Annotated in this window: 24 protein-coding genes; 6 read left to right on the forward strand and 18 right to left on the reverse strand. The window is 59.8% G+C overall.

Translation table 11 applies throughout. The features are described 5' to 3' along the window. Window positions 1-41 precede the first annotated feature (41 nt). From D7241_RS16300 to D7241_RS16320, 5 genes are all read right to left on the reverse strand, one after another. Window positions 42-1,226, reverse strand: a complete 1,185-nt coding sequence (locus tag D7241_RS16300; protein ID WP_408102420.1) for an aromatic ring-hydroxylating oxygenase subunit alpha — start codon at window positions 1,224-1,226, stop codon at window positions 42-44. 153 nt (window positions 1,227-1,379) lie between these two features. Continuing rightward, on the reverse strand, window positions 1,380-3,245 hold the full coding sequence (locus tag D7241_RS16305; protein WP_408102421.1) for an IucA/IucC family protein: 1,866 nt from the start codon (window positions 3,243-3,245) through the stop codon (window positions 1,380-1,382). Beyond that, the gene (locus D7241_RS16310) at window positions 3,242-3,823 is read right to left on the reverse strand and encodes a GNAT family N-acetyltransferase (RefSeq protein ID WP_408102422.1); all 582 of its coding nucleotides are present in this window, start codon (window positions 3,821-3,823) and stop codon (window positions 3,242-3,244) included. The genes D7241_RS16305 and D7241_RS16310 overlap by 4 nt, the downstream gene beginning before the upstream one ends. Beyond that, a complete protein-coding gene (locus tag D7241_RS16315) occupies window positions 3,813-5,009 on the reverse strand; it encodes an MFS transporter (protein ID WP_408102423.1) in 1,197 nt (398 codons plus the stop codon). The genes D7241_RS16310 and D7241_RS16315 overlap by 11 nt, the downstream gene beginning before the upstream one ends. After that, window positions 5,006-6,334 (reverse strand): lysine N(6)-hydroxylase/L-ornithine N(5)-oxygenase family protein, encoded by a 1,329-nt coding sequence (locus D7241_RS16320; RefSeq protein ID WP_408102424.1) that lies wholly within the window; start codon window positions 6,332-6,334, stop codon window positions 5,006-5,008. Before D7241_RS16320 ends, D7241_RS16315 begins: the two co-directional genes overlap by 4 nt. Before the next feature lie 365 nt (window positions 6,335-6,699). Here D7241_RS16320 and dusA point away from each other — a divergent pair, with 365 nt between their 5' ends. Both dusA and tal read left to right on the forward strand, forming a co-directional pair. Beyond that, window positions 6,700-7,710 carry a tRNA dihydrouridine(20/20a) synthase DusA gene (gene dusA / locus D7241_RS16325; protein ID WP_408102425.1) on the forward strand — a complete coding sequence of 337 codons (1,011 nt, stop codon included), beginning with the start codon at window positions 6,700-6,702 and terminating at the stop codon, window positions 7,708-7,710. A gap of 128 nt (window positions 7,711-7,838) precedes the next feature. After that, window positions 7,839-8,765 carry a transaldolase gene (gene tal / locus D7241_RS16330; protein ID WP_408102426.1) on the forward strand — a complete coding sequence of 309 codons (927 nt, stop codon included), beginning with the start codon at window positions 7,839-7,841 and terminating at the stop codon, window positions 8,763-8,765. 1 nt (window position 8,766) lies between these two features. On the opposite strand, the gene rssC is transcribed toward tal, so the two are convergent. Together rssC and rssB are read right to left on the reverse strand one after the other, a co-directional pair. After that, window positions 8,767-9,249: an anti-sigma factor antagonist RssC gene (gene rssC, locus D7241_RS16335; RefSeq protein WP_408102427.1), complete on the reverse strand. Its 483-nt coding sequence runs from the start codon at window positions 9,247-9,249 to the stop codon at window positions 8,767-8,769. Then, window positions 9,246-10,430, reverse strand: a complete 1,185-nt coding sequence (gene rssB, locus D7241_RS16340) for a two-component system response regulator RssB (protein WP_408102944.1) — start codon at window positions 10,428-10,430, stop codon at window positions 9,246-9,248. Before rssB ends, rssC begins: the two co-directional genes overlap by 4 nt. A 205-nt stretch (window positions 10,431-10,635) precedes the next feature. Here rssB and D7241_RS16345 point away from each other — a divergent pair, with 205 nt between their 5' ends. Further along, window positions 10,636-10,935 (forward strand): PilZ domain-containing protein, encoded by a 300-nt coding sequence (locus D7241_RS16345; RefSeq protein ID WP_408102428.1) that lies wholly within the window; start codon window positions 10,636-10,638, stop codon window positions 10,933-10,935. An 83-nt stretch (window positions 10,936-11,018) separates the two neighbouring features. Here D7241_RS16345 and D7241_RS16350 read toward each other — a convergent pair whose 3' ends face one another. Next, window positions 11,019-11,720 carry a VacJ family lipoprotein gene (locus D7241_RS16350; RefSeq protein WP_408102429.1) on the reverse strand — a complete coding sequence of 234 codons (702 nt, stop codon included), beginning with the start codon at window positions 11,718-11,720 and terminating at the stop codon, window positions 11,019-11,021. A gap of 223 nt (window positions 11,721-11,943) precedes the next feature. On the opposite strand from D7241_RS16350, the gene D7241_RS16355 reads away from it, so the two are divergent. Then, window positions 11,944-12,210, forward strand: a complete 267-nt coding sequence (locus tag D7241_RS16355) for a DUF4404 family protein (RefSeq protein WP_255979294.1) — start codon at window positions 11,944-11,946, stop codon at window positions 12,208-12,210. Between the two features lie 60 nt (window positions 12,211-12,270). On the opposite strand, the gene queF is transcribed toward D7241_RS16355, so the two are convergent. From queF to D7241_RS16370, 3 genes are all read right to left on the reverse strand, one after another. Next, window positions 12,271-13,101, reverse strand: a complete 831-nt coding sequence (gene queF / locus D7241_RS16360; RefSeq protein ID WP_408102430.1) for an NADPH-dependent 7-cyano-7-deazaguanine reductase QueF — start codon at window positions 13,099-13,101, stop codon at window positions 12,271-12,273. A 151-nt stretch (window positions 13,102-13,252) separates the two neighbouring features. Then, window positions 13,253-14,032 carry an ABC transporter permease gene (locus D7241_RS16365; RefSeq protein WP_408102431.1) on the reverse strand — a complete coding sequence of 260 codons (780 nt, stop codon included), beginning with the start codon at window positions 14,030-14,032 and terminating at the stop codon, window positions 13,253-13,255. After that, window positions 14,029-14,961 carry an ABC transporter ATP-binding protein gene (locus D7241_RS16370; RefSeq protein ID WP_408102432.1) on the reverse strand — a complete coding sequence of 311 codons (933 nt, stop codon included), beginning with the start codon at window positions 14,959-14,961 and terminating at the stop codon, window positions 14,029-14,031. The genes D7241_RS16365 and D7241_RS16370 overlap by 4 nt, the downstream gene beginning before the upstream one ends. 378 nt (window positions 14,962-15,339) lie before the next feature. On the opposite strand from D7241_RS16370, the gene D7241_RS16375 reads away from it, so the two are divergent. Continuing rightward, the gene (locus D7241_RS16375) at window positions 15,340-17,787 is read left to right on the forward strand and encodes an acyl-CoA dehydrogenase (protein ID WP_408102433.1); all 2,448 of its coding nucleotides are present in this window, start codon (window positions 15,340-15,342) and stop codon (window positions 17,785-17,787) included. A 238-nt stretch (window positions 17,788-18,025) separates the two neighbouring features. Further along, window positions 18,026-18,433, forward strand: a complete 408-nt coding sequence (locus tag D7241_RS16380; protein WP_255978547.1) for a PA2817 family protein — start codon at window positions 18,026-18,028, stop codon at window positions 18,431-18,433. A 318-nt stretch (window positions 18,434-18,751) separates the two neighbouring features. On the opposite strand, the gene D7241_RS16385 is transcribed toward D7241_RS16380, so the two are convergent. From D7241_RS16385 to D7241_RS16415, 7 genes are all read right to left on the reverse strand, one after another. Beyond that, window positions 18,752-19,756: a TRAP transporter substrate-binding protein gene (locus D7241_RS16385; protein ID WP_408102434.1), complete on the reverse strand. Its 1,005-nt coding sequence runs from the start codon at window positions 19,754-19,756 to the stop codon at window positions 18,752-18,754. A 58-nt stretch (window positions 19,757-19,814) separates the two neighbouring features. Continuing rightward, window positions 19,815-20,642, reverse strand: a complete 828-nt coding sequence (locus D7241_RS16390) for an HpcH/HpaI aldolase/citrate lyase family protein (RefSeq protein WP_408102435.1) — start codon at window positions 20,640-20,642, stop codon at window positions 19,815-19,817. A gap of 120 nt (window positions 20,643-20,762) precedes the next feature. After that, on the reverse strand, window positions 20,763-21,965 hold the full coding sequence (locus tag D7241_RS16395) for a CaiB/BaiF CoA transferase family protein (protein ID WP_408102436.1): 1,203 nt from the start codon (window positions 21,963-21,965) through the stop codon (window positions 20,763-20,765). A 296-nt stretch (window positions 21,966-22,261) separates the two neighbouring features. Continuing rightward, on the reverse strand, window positions 22,262-23,614 hold the full coding sequence (locus D7241_RS16400) for an MmgE/PrpD family protein (protein ID WP_408102437.1): 1,353 nt from the start codon (window positions 23,612-23,614) through the stop codon (window positions 22,262-22,264). Continuing rightward, on the reverse strand, window positions 23,611-24,003 hold the full coding sequence (locus D7241_RS16405) for a VOC family protein (RefSeq protein ID WP_408102438.1): 393 nt from the start codon (window positions 24,001-24,003) through the stop codon (window positions 23,611-23,613). Before D7241_RS16405 ends, D7241_RS16400 begins: the two co-directional genes overlap by 4 nt. A gap of 118 nt (window positions 24,004-24,121) precedes the next feature. After that, a complete protein-coding gene (locus tag D7241_RS16410) occupies window positions 24,122-25,285 on the reverse strand; it encodes an acyl-CoA dehydrogenase family protein (protein WP_255978559.1) in 1,164 nt (387 codons plus the stop codon). 101 nt (window positions 25,286-25,386) lie between these two features. Then, window positions 25,387-26,208: a MaoC family dehydratase N-terminal domain-containing protein gene (locus D7241_RS16415; protein ID WP_255978561.1), complete on the reverse strand. Its 822-nt coding sequence runs from the start codon at window positions 26,206-26,208 to the stop codon at window positions 25,387-25,389. Window positions 26,209-26,280: the final 72 nt, after the last annotated feature.

Below are 26,280 nucleotides of genomic sequence, written 5' to 3' on the forward strand. Positions count from 1 at the left end.
TGGATTCCGTTCCTGTGGTTGTGGTGGGTGCTAGCGATTGGTCACGCCGGTTTCGCATCGAGCGCCGGCCCCATGACCGAGCGGTACCAGCCATGGAAGTGCTGCATGCCTTCTTCGAGGGGAATCTGGTAGGGGCCGCTGTCATCGATCCCGCGCTGATACAGCGCCCGGCGGCCGGCATCGGTGCGCTCGGCGATTTCGTCATCCTCGAGCGCGGTTTCCATGTAGGCGGCGCGGTGCGCCTCGACGAGTTCGCGGTTGGATTCGCGCAGGGCGGCGGGGTAATAGAACTCGATGACGTTGAGCGTCTCGTGCACGCCCTTGGGGTAAACCGTGGACAGCACAAGCGCGTGCGGAAATACCTCGATCATGTGGGTGGGGTAATAGCTGGCCCATATCGCACCGAAGGCCGGCGAACTACCGCCGTGATAGGCCATCAGGCCCTCGTGCCAAGTCCGATACGCATCGGTGCCGGCGCGCGCCAGATTCGAACTCACATTGATCCGCTGCAGGCTGTACCAATCGCCGTAGCTCCAACTCAGCCCACCGCTGTTCACGTAGCGGCGTAGCCCGGGGTGGAAAGAGGCGATGTGGTAGTCGTCGTTGTAGATCTCGATGAAGGTCTTCCAATTGCATTTGCAGGAATGCATCTCGACGTGGTCGAGCTCGTAATCGCGGAAATCCATTTCCGGCCGATCGAAAAGGCCTCCGATATCGACGGCGGGATCGCGCTCGCCTTCGAACAGAAAGCCTCCCACGTTGAAAAGCGGGTAGCGCGGCAGATTGCGGCAGGGCCGTTCGGGGAATTTCGGAGCGCCGACGATCAGCCCTTGGCTGTCGTAGGTCCAGGCGTGCAGCGGGCAGAGAATTCGGTTGCCAGTGGCGCGCAGATTGCCGCGACGGATAGCCGTTTCGGGCGTGCCGGCACTGAAGTCGCCAAGCATCAGCGCCTGACGATGACGGCAGACATTGGAAATCAGCTCCACTCCGTGCTCGTTGCGCACGAGAATGCGGGCATGGTCTTCATGAGGCAGGGCGTACCAGTCGCCTGGCTCAGGCACCATTTTCTCGTGACCGATGTAGCGGGCACTGCGACGGAAGATCAGCGCCTGCTCCCGCTCATAAATGGCTGGATCACAGTAACCGCGGATCGGTAGCTGCGGCGCGGGCGCCAGCTCGGCAGGCGAGCCCTCGTCCAGCCGACCGGTCCGATTGGGATTGAACATGCAGATGCTCCTTACGCCGGGCCGTCCGGCATCTTCGAGGCAATCCGGGACGATCGCCGGGAGGTTTCGCAAGGCATGCGAGCCCCTTCCCCGCCTGGCGACGCCATGGGGTTCAACTGTTGGCCCCCGATGGGGGCCGGTACATCCAAAGTGCTAGTGCTGGAGCACACCCTCGCCGCTTTGTGCGGCTCGCTGGCGGGATGGCGCGAAAGGCGCCACCGGGTTTTCCAGCGGCTCGGCCATGATCAGGCTGCCGGCGGGGTTGGCCAGGTCCACCATCTGCAGGTTGTTTTTCAGCTGCAGACGGTTGAGGCACGAATGCAGGAAAGTCGGCGCGAAGAAGTCGTAGCGATCGAAGCGATGCTGCAATTCGGGGTGCGCGTGTTGGTAGTCGATGACGGACTCGGCGACGGTGCGCCAGAATTCCGTCTCGGTCATGCAACCGTTCTCATCGAGGATCTGGCTCATGTGGCGGAACACTCCGTCGAACACATCGATGAAGATGCCGAGAATCTTGTAATCCTCCGGGACGTCCACCGCGAGCCGTTCGAGGCCCTGGGGCATTTGGGCATCCTTGTCGAGGATGGCCGATTCCTCGGCGATGTCCTTCATGAATACACGCGTCGGCACGTGTCCCTCGAGTACCAGAATGAGGTTCTCGCCGTGCGGCATGAACACCAGATGATGGGCGTAAAAGCAGTGGATCAATGGCTGCAGGAATGCTTTGAGGTACTGCTGCAGCCACTGAACGGGGGCCAGCCCCGAGCGTCGCATCAGCTCGGGCAGCAGGGCGCTCCCCTCGGGGTCGACATGCAGCAGCGCGGCCATGGTCATCAGCCGCTCGCCAGAACGCAGGCGACTCATTGGGCTTTCACGCCACAGCACGGACAGCATCTTCTTGTAGGGACTGTCCTGCTCCAGCGCCGCTTCGTAATAGCGGTTGCGATAACCCACCGAGGCCACTTCACGCAGGATGCCGAAGCCGTAGTCACGCAGTACTGGGTCGCTGGAGATGAGCCGATCCAGATAGGCGTTGATCGCCGGGGTACCAGCCATGTAGTAAGGCGACAGCCCGCGCATGAAGCCCATGTTCAGTACCGACAACGACGTTTTAACGTAGCAGCGGTGCGGCTGGGACTGGTTGAAGTAGGTCCGGACCGATTGCTGCGCGACGTACTGGTCCTCACTGGTACCGAGCGCGACGATTTTCCGCATGGCGATGTCAGCGGAGAACATGATGCTGAGCTTGTTGAACCACTGCCAGGGATGGGCCGGCATGAACAGGTAGTCCGCCGGATCCAGCCCTTGTTCGGCGAGCTGACCGCGAAAGGCGATGAGCTGCCGATCACCCAGCTCCTCTCGCAAAAGCGCCTCGTGATCCAGCTCCGGGACGGAAGCGAAGTGGGCGTTATCCTTATGTACGGCCAGCCAGACGATGGTGAACCGCGCGCCGGTTTCTGGCGCGTAGCTGTGATAGTCGATGGCATCGAAGCCCAGCCTGCCATTGTTCGCGACGAAACCGGGATGGCCCTCGATCATCGCCGCCTCGAGCGTCTGGTAATCGGCGTCCGCCAGTTCGGCGCTGCTCAGGGCCGAGCGCCCGTGCTTGTAGGCTGCGCCGAATAGTGTGCTGCTGATCTCGTCCAAGTAGACCGGCAGTTTGTCGGCCGGGATGCCGAGGGTGTGCTTGAAGTCGTTGACGAAGGTCAGCGCATCGAGGTTCTCACGCACCTGCCCCTCGCAGCGACATTCAATGCTCGCGGGATCCACATGCCAGTGACGCAACGCCAACGTGCGCGCCTCGAAACGATACAGGCAGCCCTGGGTGTCGGCCTGCAGCTCATAGCAAGCCCAGCCTGCACGTGTAGACGCCGCGACTCGACGAGGACTGAATACCTGCTCATGGGCGAACTCGGCGATGGCTTTACGCACCAGCAGGCGGTTGACCTTGCGCCACACCTGAGGATTCAGATGGGTGACGGCTGAGGCGGGGCTTTCTAGGCACGGGGTCGGCATCATGGGGTTTGTCCTTCCAGTGAGTGAGCGAAGTCTGCGGGTGTACAAAACGCCAGCTGAGCAGTCTTGCCGGGCAATTCGATGAGTCCGGCGTCAACGAAGCCGACCAGATGGTTGAGGCGATGAACCTTGGTGTTGCGCACGTCCGGCTCGACCACTACGCGGTGGGCACCCAGGTCGTCGAAAAGGAACGCCATGACGGTGCGCAGCACGTCGCGGGTGAAATGTCGGACGGATTGACGGGCGGGGCCGACGAAAAAATGCATGCCGATGTCACCGGGCTCCGCCGTGTAACGTTCGCCCAGCGGATCGCGACGCGGGTCATAACATTCCATGACGAACGCCGGCGCGTCCTGATACAGGCCCATATACGCCTGCAGACCGTGGCTGGCGGCGGCCTCTATGTAGAAGTCGCGGGTCGCCTCCACGCTCATGTTCTGCATGTTCCAGTAATGCGCATAATCCATCTGATACCAGGGCTGAATCACTGCCACGTCCTCCTCGAGGCGCAGCGGGCGAATGGCGAAGTCGCGATGGGTCTGGGGACGCCTGATTGCCGGCGCGATGAGTTCAGGTTGCATGGCAAGACTCCTGGACCGGGGCGTGGCGCCGGTCGACACCGAACCAGCCGCGGTCGATTGCGGCAGTCAGCACCATGCCGGCCGCGGCAATGATGAAGGTCAGAGGCACGCCGACCAGGCTGACCAGATAGCCAGCGCTGAACGAGGACAGCAGCACGCCCAGGTTCTGAAAGAAGTTGGTTACCCCGAAATCTCGGGCATAGACGTCAGGTGTGCTGACCTTGAACAGGGTCACTTCGAGCTTGACGATCACCTGGTACAGAGCCCAGCCATAGAGGCAGCGGCCTATGATGATCAGCACCATCGAGGGACTGGCCTGCAACGCCAAGCCCACGGCGCCGAGCAACAGGTTGAACAGCGTGTGGTCAAGCAGGCGCGGCGGGCTCTTGACCAGATACTTGATGGCCAGAGCCACCAGCGCCACGATGCCAGGAATGGCGAAAACGACGCCGGTCAGCATCTGCTCCTGCAAACCGGTCCGCCCCTCCCAATAAACGGTAAAGAACGGGCGCACCAGATACGCGCTGAAGTCGAACAAAAACATCAACAGGCAGAGCTTGAGCAGGGCCGACAAGGCCTCTGGAGTTCGCCGAGGAGCCGGCGCGCTGGCGTTCTCGTCCGCAGAGAGAACCCTGACCACCCTGCCGGTTCGGATCAGGTATAGGCACAAGCCCATCTGCGCGAAGTCACCCGCCGCCATCAGCAGGACGCAAAACTGCGGTCCATAGGCTTGCAGCGCCAGCCCGCCAACCGCGGCCCCAAAGATCGCACCTATATGGATGACCACCGATAGCAGGCCGATGGTGGCGCTGTGGTTCTCCGACGGCTCCAGGCGCATCAGGTAAGGAAACATCAACAGATAGCTGGCCTTGGTCATGAACATCAGCATGGTCAGCAGCCAGTACGTCGGGGCGTTCGGCGCCCAGGCCGCGAGCACGCAAAACATCGCGGCTGCGAATTGGGTGTACAGCAGCAGGTGCATGGTTTCCACACGCCGTGCCACACGCGCCCAGACCGGCAGCATGCACATCACCGCGATGGAGATGGCTGCAATGTAAGCCCCAACGTGCACCTTGCTGGTTAGGCCGTAACGCAACTCGAAGAACTGCGGATAGAAGGCGATCAGGATCGAATCGCTGATCACGCCGAACGCAGACATGATCAGAATGGTGGTACGCAACGTCATGGCCGGCCCACCTGCGACTCCAGCGGGGAAAAGCCGCTGCCATCGCGAGGGACGAAGTCCTGGAAGGCGGTCTGCGGCTCGCGGGGATAAACGTCCTTGCCGGTCAGTTCCAGCAACAGACGGCTGTTACGGAAACACGCCAGACCGAGGTCGGGGTTGACGAGCCCGTGGCTGTGCAAGCCGACGTTCTGCACATAGATCTCGCGATTCTCATGATCGACCGCCCAGTGCCGGGACGGCGCGTAGCGGCCCGCCTCGTCCCAGCGAATGCGCTCGCGTATGCCCTCAACGAAACGCGGCACCTGATAACGGTAGCCGGTGGCGAACACCAGCCCGTCGGTGACGTGACGGTAACGGCGACCAAGTTGCGTGTGTGTGAAGTGCAGTTCCCATTGGCCATCCGGTAGCGGGACACAACGCTCGAGGGCCAGGTTGGTCAACAGCCGCGTGGCCGGCGCCTGGTGGTGACGACGCTCATCGAGCAGGCCGTACAGGCTTTCGATCAACGACTGGTTGATACCGTTGTAGATGGTGCGATGGTCATCGATAACCTGCGCCTTGACTTCGGAAGCAAGGTCATAGAAGTAATCGCCGTAGTCGGGGGTGATGAGTTCAAGAGTTAGCTTCGCGCTTTCCATCTGGAAGAAACGTGATGCGCGAGTCACCCAGTTGAGGCTGTAGCCGTGCTGCTCGGAGGCCTGCAATAAATCGTGGTAGACCTCCGCACCGCTCTGCCCGCTTCCGACTACCGTAATGTTCCGGCAACGCTGGAGCGCAGCTTTGTTAGCGAGATAAGCGGATGTATGCACCGGCTGCCTGGCACCGTCCGAGTCGCAGCACGGCGGAAGGTGAGGCACACCACCGATGCCGATGACCAGCTTTTTGCAGCGATACTGGAACGCCGCACCGTCCGCCACCCCGGAAACCACGTAGCCCGGCTGGCTCGGGTCGTAATAGACCTCCAGCACCTCATGTCCGAAGCGCAGGTTGTCCAACTGTGCGGCCGCCCATTTACAGTAACGGTCGAATTCCTGCCGCCCGAGGTACCAGTTTTCCCGAATGTAATAGCTATAGAGCCGCCCTTGCTGCTTGCAGTAGTTGAGGTAACTCAAGGGACTGGTGGGATCGGCCATCGACACCAGATCGGCGAGAAAAGGATTCTGCAGTGTCGTGCCGTCGAGCAACATGCCCTGGTGCCAGCTGAAATTTCGCTTCTTCTCAAGAAACAGGCTGCGCACGCCTTCCAGCGGAGCAGCCAAACAAGCCAGCCCCAGATTGCACGGCCCGACGCCTATGGCGATGAAATCGTATGGCGAATCGGTCATAGGCGCTGCACCCTCTTGCCTGTCTATCAAGGTTCGAAGAGGCTAGTTTAGATGCGAATGATTGTCAAATACAAATGCTTGTCATCTGCATGACTTTTCGATCGCCTTTTGGGCGTCAGGCTGCCGGCTAGCGCCTTGCGACGCTTGATAGACACGTGCGGATTGCTTGCGATCGAAGGTCTAGCTTTCTTGATAAACTACCGCGCCTTCGCGCTTGATAATGACCTGCGCGGTATACCCAACCCCGCCACTCCGTGGCCGCGCGCTGTATCGTCTCTGCCTCCCCTCGGGGCTGAAATTTCACGTTCTACGATGTACGTAAAATGGTAAAAACAGACGAAACAGTGGTAAATCGAACAGCCAGAATGCCAGAGAACCCAGCTTCAAACCCAGCAACCATGCGCCTTTCGCCCTCTCGCCGCTTTTCCGTTGCGCCCATGATGGACTGGACTGACAGGCACTGCCGTTTCTTTCTCAGGCAGCTATCCCGGCATGCCTTGCTCTATACCGAGATGGTTACGACTGGCGCGCTGATCAATGGCGATGCCGAGCGCTTTCTGCGTCATGACGAGACGGAATATCCCCTCGCCTTGCAGCTCGGTGGCAGCGTGCCGGCGGATCTCGCAGCGTGTGCGAAAATGGCCGAAGGCGCCGGCTACGACGAGGTTAACCTCAACGTCGGCTGTCCCAGCGACCGGGTGCAGAACAACCTGATCGGCGCGTGCCTCATGGGTCATCCGGCACTGGTTGCCGACTGCGTGAAAGCGATGCGCGATGCTGTAGAGATCGATGTAACAGTCAAACACCGTATCGGCATCAACGGGCGCGACAGTTATGCCGAGCTGTGCGATTTCGTCGGCCAGGTGCGTGAAGCGGGCTGTCGGAGCTTTACCGTGCATGCACGCATCGCCATTCTCGAAGGACTGTCGCCGAAGGAAAACCGTGAGGTTCCACCGCTGCGTTATGACGTCGCTGCCAAGCTCAAGGAGGATTTTCCCGATCTGGAGATCATTCTCAACGGCGGCATCAAGACCCTGGATGAATGCGAAACGCACTTGGAGCACTTTGATGGTGTGATGCTTGGGCGCGAGGCGTATCACAACCCTTATCTGCTCGCTCAGGTGGATGCCAGACTGTTCGGCAGCAATGAGCCGGTTACCAGCCGCGCCGATGCATTGAGGCGGATGCGGCCGTATATTCAACGGCATCTGGATGCCGGCGGTTCGATGCATCACATCACTCGCCACGTATTGGGGCTGGGGCAAGGCTTTCCCGGTGCGCGACGTTTCCGCCAATTGCTTTCCGTCGACATTCACAAGACCAAGGATCCTCTGGCGCTTCTAGACCAGGCGACTAGCCTGCTCGAAGGCCGCTGATAACTTGCAACCAAGGAACACTCGGGATCATTTTCAATCCAACTGCTGTCCCGCCCGGCCGCCCGCTCGTTGAGCGGTTCGGTCGCCTAGGGTTAAGGTCATGCCAACTCAGAGGATGAAGCGCACCCATGACGTCTAAACTGGAACAACTCAAGCAATTCACCACCGTCGTCGCCGATACTGGCGACCTCGATGCCATCGCCCGTCTGCAGCCGGTCGACGCCACCACCAATCCGTCGCTACTGCTCAAGGCCGCTGCCCTGCCCCGTTACGCCGAACATCTGCAAGCAGCGATGTCTCGTTGTGCTGGCGACATCGGCCTAGGTTGCGACCTGTTTGCCGTCGCGGTCGGCCAGGAGGTGCTCAAGCTGATTCCTGGACGAATTTCTACTGAAGTCGACGCACGACTTTCGTTCGATACCCAGGCGATGGTGCAGCGCGGCGAACGCCTGATCGGCCTATATGAGCAGGCTGGCGTATCCCGAGATCGGGTTTTGATCAAACTGGCTTCAACCTGGGAGGGTATTCGTGCCGCCGAGCAGCTGGAAAAGTCAGGCATCCAGACCAACCTGACGCTGCTGTTCTCCTTCACCCAGGCAGTAGCCTGCGCCGAAGCTGGCGTGTTCCTCATCTCGCCGTTCGTGGGTCGTATTTACGATTGGTACAAGAAACATGAAGGCCGCGATTACATCGGCGATGAAGATCCAGGCGTACAGTCGGTCAGCCGCATCTATGACTATTACAAGGCGCACGGTTACAAAACGGTGGTGATGGGCGCGAGCTTCCGCAATTCGGGGCAGATCGAAGCGCTGGCAGGCTGCGATCGTCTGACGATCAGTCCCGAATTACTCGGACAGTTAGCGCAGGAAGAAGGCCCTCTGGAACGTAAGCTGTCGCCAGGCCGTCCATCCGAGGCGCGCATTGCAATGGACGAAGGCAGCTTCCGCTGGGGGCTGAATGAAGATCCAATGGCGACCGAGAAACTGGCCGAGGGTATCCGTCAGTTCGCTCGTGATCAGGAAAAGCTCGAGGCTCTGCTCGAGGCCAAACGCTAAATCAGGAGCGTTCCAGCGCAGTCACGAGGTCGCGAAAAGCCTCGCGGTTGGATTCATTGAGGCTCATCAGGATACGGTGAGCCTCAAGCACCTTGTTTTTTACAATCTCTTCCGACTGATCCTGGCTGGGCAGGTCCGCCAATTGCTCGGGCGACGGTAACGGCTGGTCGACGATATTGAAGACCTGATCGAAACCCATCGACTGCAGCAAGCGGGTGATGTCCGCGTGGGTGGTGACCAGGGTCGGTAGCATGCCGACCTTCTGCCGAGAGAGAATCGATAGCTTGGCTAGCAGGCCGAGTGTCGTGCTGTCGATGCTACGGCTTTCGGTGAGGTCGATAACGATCGATGAGAAATTCAGCGATGAGAAAATTTTCTCGATTGTCGCGTCCAACGCCGAGCAAAGCGTCAGCCTGATTTCGCCGACGAACTTGAGAACGAAAGTGCCGTCCTGCTCGGCGAACTGGATTTTACCTGTGCTCATGCAAGGTTCCTGCTCAATACCAGCAACGCGATGTCATCGGGCATATCCTCCAGATCGGCCAAGCCAAACACCCGCCGAAGTCCATCCAACGTACCGCCTGCTTCAAGAATCAGCCCAGGCAGCCCTGCTTCCTTATCTTTGAGCGCCTCCCCCGGCAAAAGGTCCAAAATGCCATCCGATAGCAGGGTCAGGCTGAAACAATCCGGTAGCTCGATCTCATAGTTATCGTAGGTCGCTTCAACGAACAGGCCAACCGGCAATCCCCGTCCTTCCAGATAGCTCGCGGTATCACCGGTGTACAGCACCGGCATCGGCAGATGGCCACCGATGCTGTAATGCAGCACGTTGCGCTCCTGATCGATCACCCCGCCAAGCATGGTGACGTGCTTGCCAAGCTTGCAGTTGATCAACCCGCGATTGATATGATCGAGCACCTCGGACGGCTTGAATTCACGCAGTGTCCTGCCCCGACGAGACTCGTACAGCAGCCTCGTGGTCATGAATTTCAGCAGGACCGTAACGAATGCAGACGAGGCGCCGTGGCCCGAAACATCGGCCAGATAGAAGCCAATGCGATGCTCGTCCACACGAAAATAATCGACGAAATCGCCGGAGAGATAGAGAGATGGAATGATCTGGTGGGCGAACTGGAAATCATCGAGGCTGCAAGGAGTGACCGGCAACATGTTCATTTGAACCTGCCGACCGGCATCCTGATCTTCCTGCAATAAATGCAGGCTGGCTTGCAGATCGCGGTTGGCCGTTTCCAGTTGCTCTCGATAGCGTCGGTTTTCCAGACGCAGCCGTGAACGATCCAGCGCGCGACGAACCGCATGTTCGAGCATCGCCAGATCTTCGAGCGGTTTGATCAGGTAGTCAGCCGCGCCGAGTCGCAGCGCTTCGACAGCATCGCTCATGACGCCGGCGCCGGACACTACAATGACGGGAAGGTCGGCCTGACGTTCACTAATCAGCCGGATCAGCTCCAGGCCATCCATCTGCGGCATGCGCAGATCGCAAATCACCAGATCCGGGTGCTCGGCGTCAAACAGCTCCATGCCCAGCGGCCCGTTGGGTGCTTGCAAAACTTTGAAACCACTGTCATCCAGATAGGCGGCCAGACTGGCTCGTACCACATCGTCGTCATCTATGATCAGTAGCGTCGCGCTTGGGTTGTGCATGTTCCTACCAGGCGGTATCGCCAGGATGATTGGCGAAAGCATCGGCCCCGCGCGAGCGCTGGGCATGGGATCTTTTCAAGGCGCAGACGGTACTCCCATACGACATCTGTTTCAAGCCAGGCGCCGCCGCTCCGCCTGTGCTTTACAGGCTCAATCAACGGGCGTTATAAGAACTGGCGAAACCAAAACGTGAAGGACAAAAATAATGACCCAGGGTGATCGGGACTACAGTGAAAAACGCGACTTCATCCGTATGCAGATCGAGACGGCCATGACGCTTGTGCATGGCGATCAGAGCTACGATGCGGTCTGTCTGGACCTTTCAAGCACCGGCATGCAGGTGCTCGCCGCGACCAGCTTGCAGATGGGTGACAAAGTCCGGGTACATATTCCTTCCGAGCACAACGAACTGAAGGGACTGGATGCTGAAACAGAAGTTGTGCGAATCGGTTCGCATGACGATGGCCGGCAAAGTCTCGGCCTGGCGATCCTGTCGATGAGCTAATGAACACTCCGCGCCGAGGCGTTTTTGCGTCGTGCCCCGCCCCCAAGCGCTGGTGAGTCAGTCGTTTGGGGGCGGCGTGTCGATCAAAAGTCGTCTTCGACCTGACCGTCCTGCGTACGGAACTCGCGGTTTTGCAGATAGGCGTTGCGGACAAAGATGTACTTGTCTCCAGTAATCATCTTCTCGGCCGAGAGTAGGCCTGCTCGCAGATCGACCACGTTCACCACTCGCGTCACGTTGCGGGTCGGCACGTGATCCATGTAGGGGTAAGGCTGCAGGAGCGAATCAGGCACACGTCCCGTCGCGTCGCGTACGGTGCTAGGTCCTAGCAGCGGTAACACGACGTAGGGGCCGCTGCCCAGCCCCCAGGCGCCAAGCGTCTGGCCGAAGTCCTCATCGTTTTTTTGCAGGCCCATACGGGTGGCTACGTCGAAGAAGCCCAGCACGCCAAAGGTGCTGTTGAACAAGATGCGACTGGTGTCGATGCCAGCGTCGCGGATCTTGCCCTGCAGCAGGTCGTTGGTCAGCACCACGACGTCACCCAGATTGCTGAATACGTTGCCGATGCCGTCTTGGAGGAAGTTCGGGGTTACTTTCTGGTAACCCTGAGCCAGCGGCTTGAGGGTGTAGGTGTCTAGCTTGTCGTTGAAACGAAACACCACGCGGTTGACGCCTTCCCACGGATCTTCCTCGGCAGCCTGCAACGACGATGCACCAAGCACCGCCAGCGCTGCAACGAGCGTGACCTTGAAATATCCGATCCAATCCTTGCTGATCACTTGCATCGCTGCCTTCCCCTTATTCGAATGGTGGCGTCTGCCCATCAAAGCGCAGCAGTATAAAACCATTCCGAAGGTTTCCGGCAGCCGGCAGACACGCGGACCGATCGTCAACGAACTTCATTGCCCCTCGCCCCGTCAAAGAAAAGACAGCCCCAGACCGCTGGTCTACCCTTCTTCCATCAAAAGCTGGCGAATAATCGCCCCGAAACCACCAGAGGGAAGCAATATGCCGGAACATGATTTGCAGTCGCAGCTTCTAGAGTTGCGTAGTCAACTGGCCCAGGACGCACCGCTGACAGAAGAAGAACGTGCGTCGCTGCAAGCGATTGCCCAGGACATTGAGCTGCGCCTGGCGAACCAGGGCGTGGTAGACCAGAACGATTCGCTGGTCGATGGCGTCAACCTGGCGGTAGAGCGCTTCGAGGTCAGCCACCCCAATACCGCCATGACGCTGCGCAACATCATGCAAACACTGGCGAATATGGGGATATAAGCACGAAAGCCGGACGGGAATGGCGCAAGGCCTATTGCGATCGTCTCGCCTCCCGTTTGATTACTGCCTCACGAGCCGCCCATTGCTTGGCGACATAGCCTCGCTGCTACGGTAAGGGTTGATGTCCAGTCCGCCGCGTCGTACATAACGCGCGTAAACGCTCAACCGCTCCGGCTTCAGCAGACGCTGAAGATCAAGAAAGATGCGCTCCACGCACTGCTCATGGAAATCCGCGTGCTGACGGAAACTCACCAGATAAGCGAGCAGACTCGCCGGGTCTAGCGCTGCGCCGCGATAATCGACCACAACTGTGCCCCAATCCGGTTGCCCGGTGACTGGGCAATTGGATTTGAGCAGATGGCTATGTAGGCACTCCTCAATCTGACGCTCGGCATCGCAGCGCAACAGATCGGTTCTTGGCGAGTCGTAGTGATCCATCGCTACATCCAGCTCATCGATGCACCGTCCAGGTAGCCGCGCAATCCCTTCTTCCGCAACTTCATCCAGCGTGCGCAGCCGTACCTCGACGGGCTTTCCAGCCGCCGCGGAGAGATCGTTCGTCATCACCGCAACCAAGGCCTCGCGACTCTCGAATACTGACTGATTCAGCGAATTGAGATAGAGCTTGAACGACTTGGATTCGATGATATTCGGCGAGTCGGCCGGAATTGCGAATTCACCGATGGCAACGACCGGCTTGCCTGATGGCAGCAGCCAGGACAGCTCGTAGCAATTCCAGATATCCACGCCGCGGTATGGCAGCGTGTCGGCTGTCAGTCCTAGTTCGGCCCATTTGGGCGCGCGCGGTATGGGGAACAGTTGCTCGGGGCTGTAGTTCGCGACATAGGCGCTGGATTTACCCAGCGGCGAGAGTTCGGCGGGGTGCTGCATGACAGGAACCTGTACGAAAAACGATCGCAAGTGTAGCGGTTCTCGCCAGGTTTATCACCGCGAAGCCAGTCGAAAAGGCTGCACATAGCTGTGAGGCGAAGCAACGATTGCATCGCCTCTTAGCAACTAAACATGACATTAGCCAACGTTGCTATTGGCGCATTCCACGGCCACTCTGGAGCAGCCGGATACACCACAGATACATCAGCACCGTGGCAACCACCATGAAGGTGATGGCAATACCGATACGGATATCCGACACGCCCAGAATGCCGTAACGGAACGCATTGACCATGTGCAGGATGGGGTTGGCCAGTGACAGCGTCTGCCAGAACGGTGATAGCAGATTGATCGAATAGAACACGCCGCCCAGATAGGTCAGCGGCGTCAATACGAAGGTCGGAATGATCGAGATGTCGTCGAAATTTCGTGCAAATACTGCATTGATGAAGCCGCCCAGAGCGAAGATTGTCGATGTCAGCATAATCACTAGAAGTGTGACGCCGAGATGATGGACCTGCAGATCGGTAAAGAACATCGACAGTAAGGTCACAATCAGCGCAACCGCCAGGCCACGGGTGATACCGCCCAGCGCGAAGCCGATCAGAATCACATGCGGCGAGACCGGCGAGACCAGCAATTCCTCGATGGAACGCTGGAATTTGCTGCTGAAAAAGCTGGAGACCACATTGCTATATGAGTTGGTGATCACTGACATCATGATCAGCCCGGGCACGATGTACTCCATGTAAGTGAAGCCGCCCATCTCGCCGATTCGCTCGCCGATCAGATTTCCGAAGATAACGAAGTACAGCACCATGGTGATGGCCGGGGGCAGCAGGGTTTGCGGCCAGATGCGCGTGTAACGACGGATCTCGCGATGAACGATGGTTTGCAGGGCAACCAGGTTGGGCCGAAATTCAGCGTTCATTTGGCCACCTTGGGCAAATTGTTTTCCACCATCGACACGAACAATTCCTCCAGCCGATTGGTCTTGTTACGCAGGCTCAGTACCTCGATGCCTTGCGCCGCCAACAGGCGAAACAGGTCGGTCACGCCCTGGCTCTTGTCTACCTGCACCTCGAGCGTGTGATGGTCGACCAGCCTCGCCGGATAATTGCCCAGCTCCGGCGGCACCAGCTGCGATTCCTTCAGATCGAGCAGGAAGGTCTCGACATGTAGCTGCTTGAGAAGCTCGCGCATGCTGGTGTTCTTGACGATCTGGCCGTGGTCAATGATGCCGATGTTGCGACACAACTGCTCGGCCTCCTCCAGGTAGTGCGTCGTGAGAATGATGGTGATGCCTTCGCGATTGAGTTCGGTGAGGAACGACCACATCGAGCGGCGCAGCTCGATATCCACACCAGCGGTGGGCTCGTCGAGGATCAGCAGGCGCGGACGATGAATCAGCGCGCGCGCGATCATCAAGCGCCGCTTCATACCGCCGGAGAGCATCCGCGAAGATACGTCGCGCTTGTCCCACAGGCCCAGCTGGTTGAGGTATTGCTCGGCGCGCTCTTTGGCGACCTTCGACGGAATGCCGTAGTACCCCGCTTGCGTAACGAGAATATCGAAGGCCTTCTCGAACTGGTTGAAGTTGAATTCCTGCGGCACCACACCCAAGCAACGCTTGAGCTTGCCGGGGTCACGATCAAGGTCATGCCCGAAGACATTCACTGTGCCACCCGACTTGTTTACCAGGGTAGAAAGGATGCCGATGGTGGTGGACTTGCCGGCGCCGTTAGGCCCGAGCAACGCAAAGAAGTCGCCTTCGGCCACATCAAGATCGATACCCTTGAGGGCCTCGAAGCCATTTCCGTAAACCTTGGTCAACTGCCGAATGGACAGAGCAGTACTCATAGAAAAATACACACAACGCGGAGAGATTCAGAATAGATAAGGGCTGCAGCGATCGATTGCAACTACGATGCCCCTTCGACAATACCCAGCCATGCCAAACCTTCCACCGAGATTGGATTTCCCGCAGCCACTTACTGGTTCTCGGAATACAGCCCGAGATGCTCTGCGTCGCTGAATGCAACGGAAATCCGTTTCGCCGCAACTCCTCTCGCTTCTGATCCGCTCGCTTCTGCAGTTATCGTCCCACCCCGGGTCATTTCAGAACTCATCTTGCCCGGTCCGGTCATTACTTGAAATCAATCGCATCAACCGTTCTTATCCGATTTACCCCGAAAGCCTATGCTCAAGTAGGACGCCATTCGCTCACAAGGAAATCTTATGACCCTGCTCTGGCTGCTCGTATTACTGCTCGGCATTGCCCTGATCGCTCATTTTCGAGTGTCGCCCGTACCCGCGCTGGCCATGGTGGCGGCGTATCTGGTGCTTATGGGCGCAGCCGACGAACCCCCAGCCTGGCTGATGGTGATCCTTTGGCTAGCACTGATCGCCGTCGCGGTGCCGCTGCTGGTCACCGACCTGCGCATCAAATATTTCAGCGGGCCGATGTTCGACTGGTTCAACAAAGTCCTGCCACCCATCTCCGATACCGAACGCGACGCCATTGATGCTGGCAGCGTCTGGTGGGATGGCGAGTTGTTCAGCGGCCGACCGAACTGGGACACCCTCCTCGGCTTCCCGAAAGCAACACTTACCGAAGAAGAACAGGCATTCATCGATGGCCCGACCGAGACGCTTTGCGCCATGGTCAACGACTGGGTCGTCGGCCAGCGCCTGGATCTTCCGCAGGAAGCTTGGGACTACATCAAGGCCGAAGGCTTCTTCGCGCTGATCATTCCCAAGGAATACGGCGGCAGAGGTTTCTCAGCCTATGCGCACTCGCAGATCGTGATGAAGCTGGCCACACGCAGCGGCGATCTCGCCAGCACCGTGATGGTGCCTAACTCACTCGGCCCAGCCGAATTGCTGATGCACTACGGCACCGATGAACAACGCAACCATTACTTGCCACGCCTGGCCAACGGCACGGACATCCCCTGTTTCGCCCTGACTGGCCCCTATGCCGGCTCCGACGCCGGCGCCATGAATGACAGCGGCGTGATTTGCAAAGGCCAGTGGCAAGGCGAGGAAGTCATCGGCCTGCGTTTGAACTGGGAAAAACGCTATATCACGCTCGGCCCGGTCGCGACCCTACTGGGTGTCGCCTTCAAGACCTACGACCCCGAACACTTGCTAGGTGACGAGGAAGAGCTCGGCATCAGCCTCGCATTGATTCCCACCGATACCGCTGGCGTCGAAATCGGACGTCGACACCTGCCGTTGGGTGCCGCCTTCATGAACGGGCCGAACTGGGGCAAAGACGTATTCGTACCGTTGGAAGCCATCATTGGCGGCCGCGACATGATCGGTAAAGGCTGGATGATGCTGATGAACTGCCTGTCCGTTGGCCGTTCCATCTCGCTGCCGGCAACAGGCGTCAGTGCCGCAAAGGCATGCAGTTATGTCAGTGGCCGCTATGCGCAGATTCGTGAACAGTTCAACGTGCCGCTGGCCGCTTTCGAAGGCATCCAAGAACCGCTGGCTCGCATAGGCGGCAACGCCTGGCTGATGGACAGCGCACGAATCCTGACGGCCAACGCGGTCGATCTGGGCGAGAAACCCTCGGTCCTCTCGGCCATCCTCAAATATCACCTGACCGAACGCGGCCGCGAATGCGTCACCGACGCCATGGACATTCATGGCGGCAAGGGAATCATCATGGGCCCGAACAACTACCTTGGCCGCCTGTGGTTGTCTGCGCCGATATCCATCACGGTCGAGGGCGCGAACATTCTCTCGCGCAACCTGATGATTTTCGGCCAGGGTGCGATTCGCTGCCATCCGTACGTGCTGCGAGAAATGGAGCTGGTTCACGAGCCCGACCGCGATGCTGCGGTGGCGAAATTCGACAAGTTACTGATGCAGCATATCGGTTTCGCTGTCAGCAACACCGCCAGCACTCTGGTGCTCGGGCTGACCTTCGGTCTGTTCGGCAAAGCGCCGGGGACTGAGCTAACCCGCCCCTACTTCCGCGCACTAGATCGGATTGCAGCGGCATTCGCCATGCTCGCGGATCTTTCCATGATGCTCCTGGGCGGTGAGCTGAAACGCCGCGAACGCCTGTCGGCCCGTCTCGGTGATGTACTCAGCCACCTGTATCTGGCATCCGCGGCACTCAAGCGCTACCACGATCTTGGCCATCCAGTGGAGCAAGCGCCGCTGCTGCGCTGGGCTATGGAAGATTGCCTGTGCAAAGCCGAGGAAGCGCTGGCCGGCACGCTGGCCAACTTCCCTAACCGGTTGCTTGGTGGCGTATTACACGTGCTGGTGTTCCCCTTCGGTGCACGACACAAGGGGCCGTCCGATGAGCTCGATGCCGAAGTTGCCGCCATCCTCGGGCGCCCGGAGGGCGATCCAGCACTGGAGCAAATTCTGCAGGGTGTATACCGCCCTCAAGGTACCGATGAAGCCTTCGGGGCGCTGCGAAACGCGTTCGACACGCTAGCCGCCACACAGCCAATACAGAAGAAGCTGCACAAAGCGTTCAAGAATGGAGATTTCAAACCGACCGCGGCGCAAGACCCGGTCGCTGCAGCTGTGGCGGCCGGCGTACTCAACGATGACGAAGCTGCACAATTGCGCAGCGCCGAAGCCGCCAGACGCAAAGTCATCGACGTAGACGATTTCAGCAAGGAGGAGCTTGAACTACCAGCCGGCCGGATTCGATAGCTGTTCGGCTTGCCTCGGAAAGCAAAACCTCGCCCCGAGGTGATGCCGCGCTCTTGCCTGATTGTGCCCACGCCCGTGGGCATGCAAGCCAGGCGCCTCGGTCGTCCATCGGTCACACCGCGGCTACAACGCCCCCACGCGTACCGAACCCCGCGCCCTGCTCGCGGGTCAATTAAAGACATCCAACCAAACGCGCCGAGCCTCTATAATCGCGCGCCCAACCCGACACAGGTGAACCATGGCCAACCCCTATCACGATCACAACCTGGCATTACTGGCCCATCTGCGCGGCATCCTGCTTGCCATGGGTGAAACAGAACAGGTATCCGAAGAGAGCCATGCGCTGTTTCTCGAACGCTTCGACGAACTGATCATGAATCTCAAAGATGTGCCAGAGGAAAGGCATATGGGCCAGGACATGATCTGCCAGGTCTTCCATCGCTACCCTCAAATCGCTCACCTCGTCCCGCGCGATCTGCTGTGGTTCTTTGGAGGTGACTGCCTGCATTTCATGCCAGATGAAGAAATCGAAGTATTCCAAAGGCTGGAAGAGCGCCGCTACGAAGCCGAGCAGAACGAAGAGCCGTTCGACTGGAATATGGAAAAGCAGCTGCTGACCATGCCCGAAGAAAGCCCCCGGCACTAAGCCATAAGCCATGCCGCGTCGCTTGTTCCAATGGCGCGGTCCAAGCCGCTCCGAGTTCTGAAGGCTCTGCTGGAAATAATGACGGGAATAACAAAACCCACCGCAGGAATCCGCAAGTGTGAAAGCGGTGACGATTTTCTGCGTGGGAGAGCGCTGGGTGTTACGCGGCAACGGCGGTCAAACCACGATTAACGGAAGGCCAAGCCCCTCGCTACATCGGATCGACCGCCGGTTCCGCGTTGAGCGGAGGATTTTTTATCCTAGTTTCGGCATCCAGAGCCGCAGTGCAACGTTATGCACCGCGGCTCCTTCTTCGCCTTACGGCTTGTTAGCCGCTTGCGCCGCCTTGATCAGATCGGCACCGATCTCGCCTTCGAACTTCTTCCACACCGGCTGCATCGCTTCGCGCCACTTGGCGCGCTGTTCGGGGGTCAGTTCGATGATTTCGCTGGTGCCTGCCTTCGCGATCGCATCACGCGCTTCGCGGTTCAGGTCGTCCGCCTGGCGGTTCACCTCGACGGTGACCTCTTCCATGATCGCTTTCAGCTCGCTACGAACATCATCCGGAAGCCCCTTCCAGAACTTGGTATTGGTGATCACCATGTAGTCGATCACGCCGTGCTCGGAGTGGGTGAAGTACGGCTGCACTTCATGCACCTTCTGGCTGAAGTAGTTCGACCAGGTGTTCTCGGTACCATTGACCACACCGGTCTGCAGTCCCTGGTAAACCTCGGCGAAGCTCATCTTGCGCGGGTTAGCGCGCAACGCCTTGAACTGCTCGTCGAGCACGTTGGAGGCCTGCACACGGAATTTCAGGCCGCGCGCATCCTTGGGCTCGTACATTGGCTTGTTGGACGACAACTGCTTCATACCGTTGTGCCAGTAAGCCAGGCCGGTGATGCCCTTGTCCTCCATGCTGCTCAGCAGCTCCTGACCATGCGGGCTTGCCTGAAAGCGGTCAACCGCTGCGATATCGTCGAACAGGAACGGCAGGTCGAAGATCTGGATGGGCTTGGAGTAATGCTCGAACTTGGCCAGAGAAGGCGCCAGCAGCTGTACATCACCGAGCAGCAGTGCCTCCATCTCCTTGCCATCGCCGAATAATGAGGAGTTAGGGTAGACCTCGACCTTGACCCGATCCCCCAAACGCTCCTCGGCAAGTTTTTTGAACAGTAACGCCCCTTGCCCTTTCGGCGTGTTATCCGCCACCACGTGAGCGAACTTGATAACAATGGGAGCGGACGCCGTCTCGGCGGCCTGAGCGAGGCCGGTGATGGTTAGGGAAAGCGCGCAGGCGAGCGCCTTGAGATTCATTTTTAACATTTGGTAGCACCCCTTTTGTTTTTGTCGGTTGGTACGCTTTTATGAGCGATGGCAGCGATCAGGAAACCGCTTGCCCGGCACGTTGCGACAGGTGGCGGGCACGGCCTAGCACTGGGGCATCGACCATCTGTCCGTCCACCACGAAGACCCCATCGCCGGAAGCTCCGGCAGCGAGGACGCGTTCCGCCCAGGCCAGTTCATCGGCACTGGGCATCAACGTTTCGTGCACCACAGCCACTTGGCTGGGGTGAATGCACAGCAGCCCACCGAAGCCCATGTCGCGGGCATCGGCCACCATCTGGGCTAGGCCATGCAGGTTCTTGATATCAGGAAATACGCTATCGAGCGGCGGCGCCAGATTCGCCAGCCGTGAGTGCAGCAAAAGTGCATAGCGCGCTTGATCGAGTATGCGCTCAGCCGCCTCGCTGCCGCTGGTCAAGCCTAAATCGAGGCCCAGATCCAGCGCACCGAAGGACAGCCGCTCGACACCATCGGCCGCCGCAATTTCAGCCAGCGCAACCAGGCCTCGCGCGCTCTCGATGATCGGCCATACCGGCTTGCCGCATGCAGCCGCGACCGCCACCTGAGCCGCACTTTCGACCTTAGGCAGCAGCACACCGATAACACCAGGATGGGCCGCGCACACTTTGAGGTCTTCGGCTTGCTCCGCATGCCCCGGCGCGTTGATGCGTACCAACACGCGGGCAGCCGAATCGCCAGCGAGAAAGGCGTCGAGATAGTCTCGCGCGTCCCGCTTCAGATTTTCGGCGACGGCATCTTCAAGATCGACGATCACCGCGTCGGCCCCGGTGGCCAATGCCTTGGGGATCCGTTCCGGACGAGTGGCCGGGACGAACAATGCGGAGCGGACAATACCTGGAATCATGGCTATCTCTTTTTCTTAATGGTGAGCCGGATAACGCTTGCTTCGGCTTCACAACTGGATTTCATCGGCCTGTTCAGGTGAGCCGCGTCCACCCTATCGGATTAAATGTAGCGCAGCGGCCTATACCGCGCCCTGCTCGTGCAATCGCTGGATATCGGCCGATGCGTAGCCCAACTCCGCCAGGAGCATGTCGGTGTGCTGACCGAGCGCCGGAATCGGGTCCATGCGCGGCGTGAAGGCTGCGTTGCGGCCCGGCGGCAGCAAGGCCGGCAGGCGACCCGATGGGCTGTCCACTTCGCTCCAGCGCTGGCGTGCCTTGAGCTGCGGATGCGCCCAGACGCCCGCCATATCATTAACGTGGGCGTTGGCGATCGGGGCGTCGTCCAAGCGAGTGATGACTTCTTCGGCACTCAATTTGGCGAAGGTCTCAACGATGATCGTGCGCAACGCGTCGCGGTTCTCTGAGCGCTTGAAATTGGCCGAGAAGCGCTCATCGCTGGCCAGCTCTGGCTGACGCAACACCTTCTCACAGAACAACAGCCACTCACGCTCGTTCTGCAGGCCGAGCATCACGGTGCCGCCATCGCCAGTGGGAAACGGCCCGTACGGATAGATGGTGGCGTGCGCGGCGCCAGCACGCGGCGGCGGCGGCGCACCGTTGTAGGCGTAATACAGCGGGTAGCCCATCCACTCCACCAGGCTTTCCAGCATGGAGACGTCGACTCGGCTGCCCTCGCCGGTTTTGTCACGCAGCATCAGTGCCGAAAGCACGCCGGTGTAGGCGTACATGCCGGCGGCGATGTCGGCAATGGAGCAGCCGGCTTTAGCCATCTCGGTCTCGCCGGGCCCGCCGGTAACCGAAAGAAAGCCGCCCTCGCTCTGAATCAGCAAGTCGTAGGCCTTCTTCTGCTCGTACGGCCCGCCTTCGCCATAGCCGGAGATGTCGCAGACGATCAGCCGCGGGAAGCGTTCATGCAGCGTCTCGAACGACAGTCCCATGCGCGCCGCCGCGCCCGGTGCGAGGTTCTGCACCAGCACGTCCGCCTTGGCCAGCAATTGGTCGAGCACCTCGGTGGCGGCATCCTGCTTTACATCCAGGGTCAGGCTTTCCTTGGAGCGGTTGGTCCAGACGAAATGCGAGGCCAGGCCATCGACGCGTTCGTCATAGCCGCGGGCGAAATCGCCTGAACCGGGACGCTCGATCTTGATCACGCGTGCGCCAAGATCGGCCAACTGACGGGTGCAGAACGGCGCGGCAATGGCGTGTTCGAGACTGACCACGGTAATGCCGTCTAGCGGGCGGGGTTGCTGGGTTGTATTCATATCGTTTCCTGCCAATTCGGTTCAGGCCAGACGGTGCTTCACGCACCGGGCTTTTTGTAGGAGCCAGGGGGACGCCGAGCCCTTGCTCGCAAACGCTTCAGCTCCCATTCGCGACCAAGGTCGCTCCTACGGGTTGTTTTCTTTTGTTCGTCTATCGCCGTCTTGGTGGGCTGAAGCCCACCCTACGAACTGAGTAAGCCCGTAGGATGGGCCGGGCTGCGCTCCGCTTCAGCCCACCGCTTTCCGTGCTTAGCTCCGTAGGGTGGGCTTCAGCCCACCGAGTCACTGCAATGCCGTCAAGCCAATTGGTCTAGTCGATCCATCTTGCGCAAACGCCAAACCTTGTCGATCAACTCGCTCGCCTCATGCGCGCTGCGTGCACTGGAGAAAGCCACCAGCCGGCGGAACTTGTCCTCCAGCTCATCGCGGCTCAGCGTATTGCCCGGATCGCCCTTAGGTTCGTCGATGGCAGCGCTCAGTTGGCGGCCATCGACCGTGTTCACCTCGACCCGGCCGAGCCAACGCGCCGGATAGGCGCCGTCCACTTCTGGATCGAGCTGCATGCATACCTTGTCGCGGAAAGCCGAGACGTCCGGATCCGTCAACGCTACACCATGGAACTCAGTCAGCTGCGCCTTGCCGTGCACAGCAATCAACCCGAGTACGGTACCCATGGAGAACTTCGCCTGGTGCACAGTCTGCGGGACTGTCACGCGGCCGAGCACGTCGATGGCGCCTTGGTGCACACGAGCGGTGACGCTGGCAATGTCGTTGGCCTTGAGCCCCTCACGCTGCATCAGATCGAGCAGCGCATCGGCCGCCGGATGCGTATGGCGGCAGGAGGCGTGGAACTTGAACGAGGTTTCCGCCAGCGCCCAGCGCGTGCCGAGCCGGTCGGAAAGCTTCGTCGGATCAGCATCGCTGGACATGCCAGCAGCCATGCCCTGCTCGCCTTCGAGGATGTTCTTCGCGCCAGTTAGACCATCCGCAGTCAGGTAGGCAGCGAGCAGGCCATCGGCGGCCGCCTTGGCGGTATGCAGCTGCTTGGAGTCAGCGGCGTCGCGCAGGAATTCCCAGAGCCCGGCAGCCTGAGTCCCGGCGCTGCCCAGCAAGTCGGTGAATTGCGCCTGGTTGAAGTCGAGCAGCTTGCCCACGGCGACCGCAGCGGCCAGAGTGCCGACCGTCGCCGTGGTATGGAAAATGCGGTAATGAGAACGGCCGAGGAATTCGCCTATGCGAATCCCCGCCTCGTAGCCGGCAACCGAAGCCAACAGCAGCTCGCGACCGGATTTGCCCAGATCTTGCGCGGCGGCCAGCGCGGCCGGAAACACCACCGTGGCCGGATGCAGTACGGAGCTGTTGTGCAAGTCATCCTGCTCAACCAGGTGCGAACTCGCCCCGTTCACCAACGCGGCGAAATAAGCCGAGCTACCCGTGCGGTTGACGAAGACACGCGCCGGCCCATCGGTCGGCCCCATTTTCTGCGCGTAGCGCTCGAACAGCGGGATCGGATGCGAACCGGTACTGGCCAAAGCCGAGCCCAGCCAGTCGAGAAAAAGGTCTTCGGTGCGGGCGAGCACCGGCTCGGGGATCTGCTCATAGCGCAGTCCGGCAAGAAACTCTGTAAGGGCCTGGGTGTGCTGACTCATACGGTGGTCTCCAGCGGGTTGGACAGTTCGATTAGATTGAGGTCGGGGTCACGCACATAGACGGAACGAATCGCCCCGGTGGCGCCAGTGCGTTTCACCGGCCCTTCGATAATGGCAACGCCCTGAGTTTCGAGGTGAGCAATCACCTCATCCAGGGGCGTGGCGACGATAAAGCAGAGGTCCGCCGATCCCGGCATTGGCCGCTCGGCCTTGGGCTCGAATTCGCGACCTGCCTGGTGCAGGTTGATTTTCTGCTGCCCGAAGACGAGCGCCTTTCGCCCTTCGCCGAAGGTCACCGCCTGCATGCCAAGCACGCGGCAATAGAAATCTTCGGTTGCGGTGAGGTCGGCGACGGTCAGCACAAGGTGATCGAGGTGGCTGACCTGCATGGCGTCTCTCCTTCGTTGGCGTTTCGCCCGTTTTGGTGGGCTGAAGCCCACCCTACGAGTGTCGAATTTGTAGGGTGGGTCGGACGGCGTTCCGTTTCAGCCCACAGCTTCTGACCCATTAGAACGAGCGCGGCAGCTCCAATAGATGCTCTGCCACGTACGACAGGATCAGGTTGGTTGAGATCGGCGCTACCTGATACAGACGCGTCTCACGGAATTTGCGCTCGACGTCGTATTCGTTGGCGAAGCCGAAGCCGCCATGGGTCTGCAGGCAGGCGTTGGCCGCTTCCCAGCTGGCCTTGGCCGCGAGGTACTTGGCCATGTTGGCCGCCGCGCCGGCGTTGCGGCCGCTGTCGTATTCCTCGCAGGCGCGCCAGCGCATCAGGTCCGCCGCCTCGATCTCGATATGCGCCTCGGCAATCGGGAACTGCACGCCCTGGTTCTGCCCGATCGGGCGGCCGAACACCACGCGGTCGCGGGCGTACTGCGCGGACTTCTCGATAAACCAGCGACCGTCACCGATGCATTCGGCGGCGATCAATGTGCGCTCAGCGTTGAGGCCGTCAAGGATGTAGCGGAACCCCTTACCTTCTTCGCCGATCAGGCTGCTGGCAGGAATTTCCAGGTTGTCGAAAAATAGCTCGTTGGTTTCGTGGTTGACCATGTTGGCGATCGGCTGGACGGTCAGACCGTTGCCGATGGCTTCGCGAAGATCGACCAGGAAGATCGACATGCCTTCGGATTTCTTCTTCACCTCGGCCAGCGGCGTGGTGCGGGCCAGGAGGATCATCAGGTCGGAATGCTGGATACGCGAGATCCACACCTTCTGCCCGTTGATGACGTACTTGTCGCCCTGCTTCACTGCGGTTGTCTTGATCTTGGTGGTGTCGGTGCCGGTAGTCGGCTCGGTCACGCCCATGGACTGCAGGCGCAGCTCGCCGCTGGCAAGCTTGGGCAGGTAATAGCGCTTCTGCTCCTCACTGCCGTTTCGGAGCAGGGTGAACATGTTGTACATCTGCCCGTGTACGGTGCCGGAGTTACCGCCGCAGCGGTTCACTTCCTCGAGGATTACCGAGGCCTCGGCCAGACCCAGACCGGAGCCGCCGTACTCTTCCGGAATCATCGCCGACAGCCAGCCGGCTTCGGTCAGCGCCTTGACGAAGGCTTCGGGAAAGCCCTTTTCCTCGTCGATCTTGCGCCAGTATTCGGCAGGAAATTCGGCGCAGAGGGCGCGCACGCCTTCGCGGATGAAATTCAGTTCTTCAATCTTGCTCGGGTTCATCTCGGTTCCTCGGATTCATGCGCCTGTAGGAGCAAGCTTGTTCGCGAATCACGTTCGCCTGGTTAGCGAGCAAGCTCGCTCCTACGCTGTAAGACTTGGTATTACTCGAATTCCACTTCGGCCTTCTGCGCCAGACCGTTGTGATCGCCGGCCCACAGCTCTGCCTTACCGGGAGCGACGATGCGCCCACCCACTTCGAAAGGCTCCGGCGCGGCCAGAGGCCGCAGCCCGCGATAGGCGAAGCGCTTGACCCGCGCCTCGGGATTACCGCGACAGAAGGCGCGCAGATTTAGCGTGGCGATCAGCGGGCCGTGTACTACCAACCCGGAATAGCCTTCGGTTTCAGTGACATAGGGCCAGTCGTAATGAATGCGATGGCCATTGAAGGTGACTGCCGAATAGCGGAACAGCAGCGTCGGAGTCGGCGTTACCGCCTCGCGCCAATGACCGGCGACCATCGGCTCGCCGCTGCTGGCTTTCGGTGGGCTAGGCTCGCGATAGACGATGTCCTGCTCTTCGCGAATGGCCAAGCGGCCGTCCTGTAGATAGTCGTGCTGCACGGTGACGAACAGCAGCGCGCCGGTGCGCCCGTGCTTTTCCTCGATGTGCTTGATGGTCGATACACGCGTCGCTTCGGCACCTGCGGTGAGCGGCTCGAAAAACTCGACACGCCCGCCTGCCCACATGCGATTGCGATTATCGGCCGGCGGCAGGAAGCCGCCGCGGGCCGGGTGGCCATCTTCACCAAGACCGCTTTCGGCGATCGGCTCCTGGAAGAAGCACCACTGCCACAGCGGAGGCAGTGCCTCGCCATCGGCCGGAACTGCCTCGCCCAGCGTCGCGGCGACGCGTATCAGCAAATTGCGGCTGAGCTGATCGTGAACTTCTTCGGTGCGGCCTATCCAGGCAGATACGTCGGTCATGGCGGATTTCCGGCTGTTTTGTTTCGCCACAGCATGCAACGACGCAAGCGTTCTGAGAATTTGTATTTACCT

Origin of the sequence: Stutzerimonas sp. VN223-3 (assembly GCF_045999685.1) — a bacterium.
In the GTDB taxonomy this organism is placed as follows: Bacteria; Pseudomonadota; Gammaproteobacteria; order Pseudomonadales; family Pseudomonadaceae; genus Stutzerimonas; species Stutzerimonas stutzeri_AR.

Coding starts and splice junctions, on each gene's coding strand:
- D7241_RS16300 (WP_408102420.1), bottom strand. CDS start 1,226: ATGTTCAATCCCAATCGGACCGGTCGGCTGGACGAGGGCTCGCCTGCC.
- D7241_RS16305 (WP_408102421.1), bottom strand. CDS start 3,245: ATGATGCCGACCCCGTGCCTAGAAAGCCCCGCCTCAGCCGTCACCCAT.
- D7241_RS16310 (WP_408102422.1), bottom strand. CDS start 3,823: ATGCAACCTGAACTCATCGCGCCGGCAATCAGGCGTCCCCAGACCCAT.
- D7241_RS16315 (WP_408102423.1), bottom strand. CDS start 5,009: ATGACGTTGCGTACCACCATTCTGATCATGTCTGCGTTCGGCGTGATC.
- D7241_RS16320 (WP_408102424.1), bottom strand. CDS start 6,334: ATGACCGATTCGCCATACGATTTCATCGCCATAGGCGTCGGGCCGTGC.
- dusA (WP_408102425.1), top strand. CDS start 6,700: ATGCCAGAGAACCCAGCTTCAAACCCAGCAACCATGCGCCTTTCGCCC.
- tal (WP_408102426.1), top strand. CDS start 7,839: ATGACGTCTAAACTGGAACAACTCAAGCAATTCACCACCGTCGTCGCC.
- rssC (WP_408102427.1), bottom strand. CDS start 9,249: ATGAGCACAGGTAAAATCCAGTTCGCCGAGCAGGACGGCACTTTCGTT.
- rssB (WP_408102944.1), bottom strand. CDS start 10,430: ATGCACAACCCAAGCGCGACGCTACTGATCATAGATGACGACGATGTG.
- D7241_RS16345 (WP_408102428.1), top strand. CDS start 10,636: ATGACCCAGGGTGATCGGGACTACAGTGAAAAACGCGACTTCATCCGT.
- D7241_RS16350 (WP_408102429.1), bottom strand. CDS start 11,720: ATGCAAGTGATCAGCAAGGATTGGATCGGATATTTCAAGGTCACGCTC.
- D7241_RS16355 (WP_255979294.1), top strand. CDS start 11,944: ATGCCGGAACATGATTTGCAGTCGCAGCTTCTAGAGTTGCGTAGTCAA.
- queF (WP_408102430.1), bottom strand. CDS start 13,101: ATGCAGCACCCCGCCGAACTCTCGCCGCTGGGTAAATCCAGCGCCTAT.
- D7241_RS16365 (WP_408102431.1), bottom strand. CDS start 14,032: ATGAACGCTGAATTTCGGCCCAACCTGGTTGCCCTGCAAACCATCGTT.
- D7241_RS16370 (WP_408102432.1), bottom strand. CDS start 14,961: ATGAGTACTGCTCTGTCCATTCGGCAGTTGACCAAGGTTTACGGAAAT.
- D7241_RS16375 (WP_408102433.1), top strand. CDS start 15,340: ATGACCCTGCTCTGGCTGCTCGTATTACTGCTCGGCATTGCCCTGATC.
- D7241_RS16380 (WP_255978547.1), top strand. CDS start 18,026: ATGGCCAACCCCTATCACGATCACAACCTGGCATTACTGGCCCATCTG.
- D7241_RS16385 (WP_408102434.1), bottom strand. CDS start 19,756: ATGTTAAAAATGAATCTCAAGGCGCTCGCCTGCGCGCTTTCCCTAACC.
- D7241_RS16390 (WP_408102435.1), bottom strand. CDS start 20,642: ATGATTCCAGGTATTGTCCGCTCCGCATTGTTCGTCCCGGCCACTCGT.
- D7241_RS16395 (WP_408102436.1), bottom strand. CDS start 21,965: ATGAATACAACCCAGCAACCCCGCCCGCTAGACGGCATTACCGTGGTC.
- D7241_RS16400 (WP_408102437.1), bottom strand. CDS start 23,614: ATGAGTCAGCACACCCAGGCCCTTACAGAGTTTCTTGCCGGACTGCGC.
- D7241_RS16405 (WP_408102438.1), bottom strand. CDS start 24,003: ATGCAGGTCAGCCACCTCGATCACCTTGTGCTGACCGTCGCCGACCTC.
- D7241_RS16410 (WP_255978559.1), bottom strand. CDS start 25,285: ATGAACCCGAGCAAGATTGAAGAACTGAATTTCATCCGCGAAGGCGTG.
- D7241_RS16415 (WP_255978561.1), bottom strand. CDS start 26,208: ATGACCGACGTATCTGCCTGGATAGGCCGCACCGAAGAAGTTCACGAT.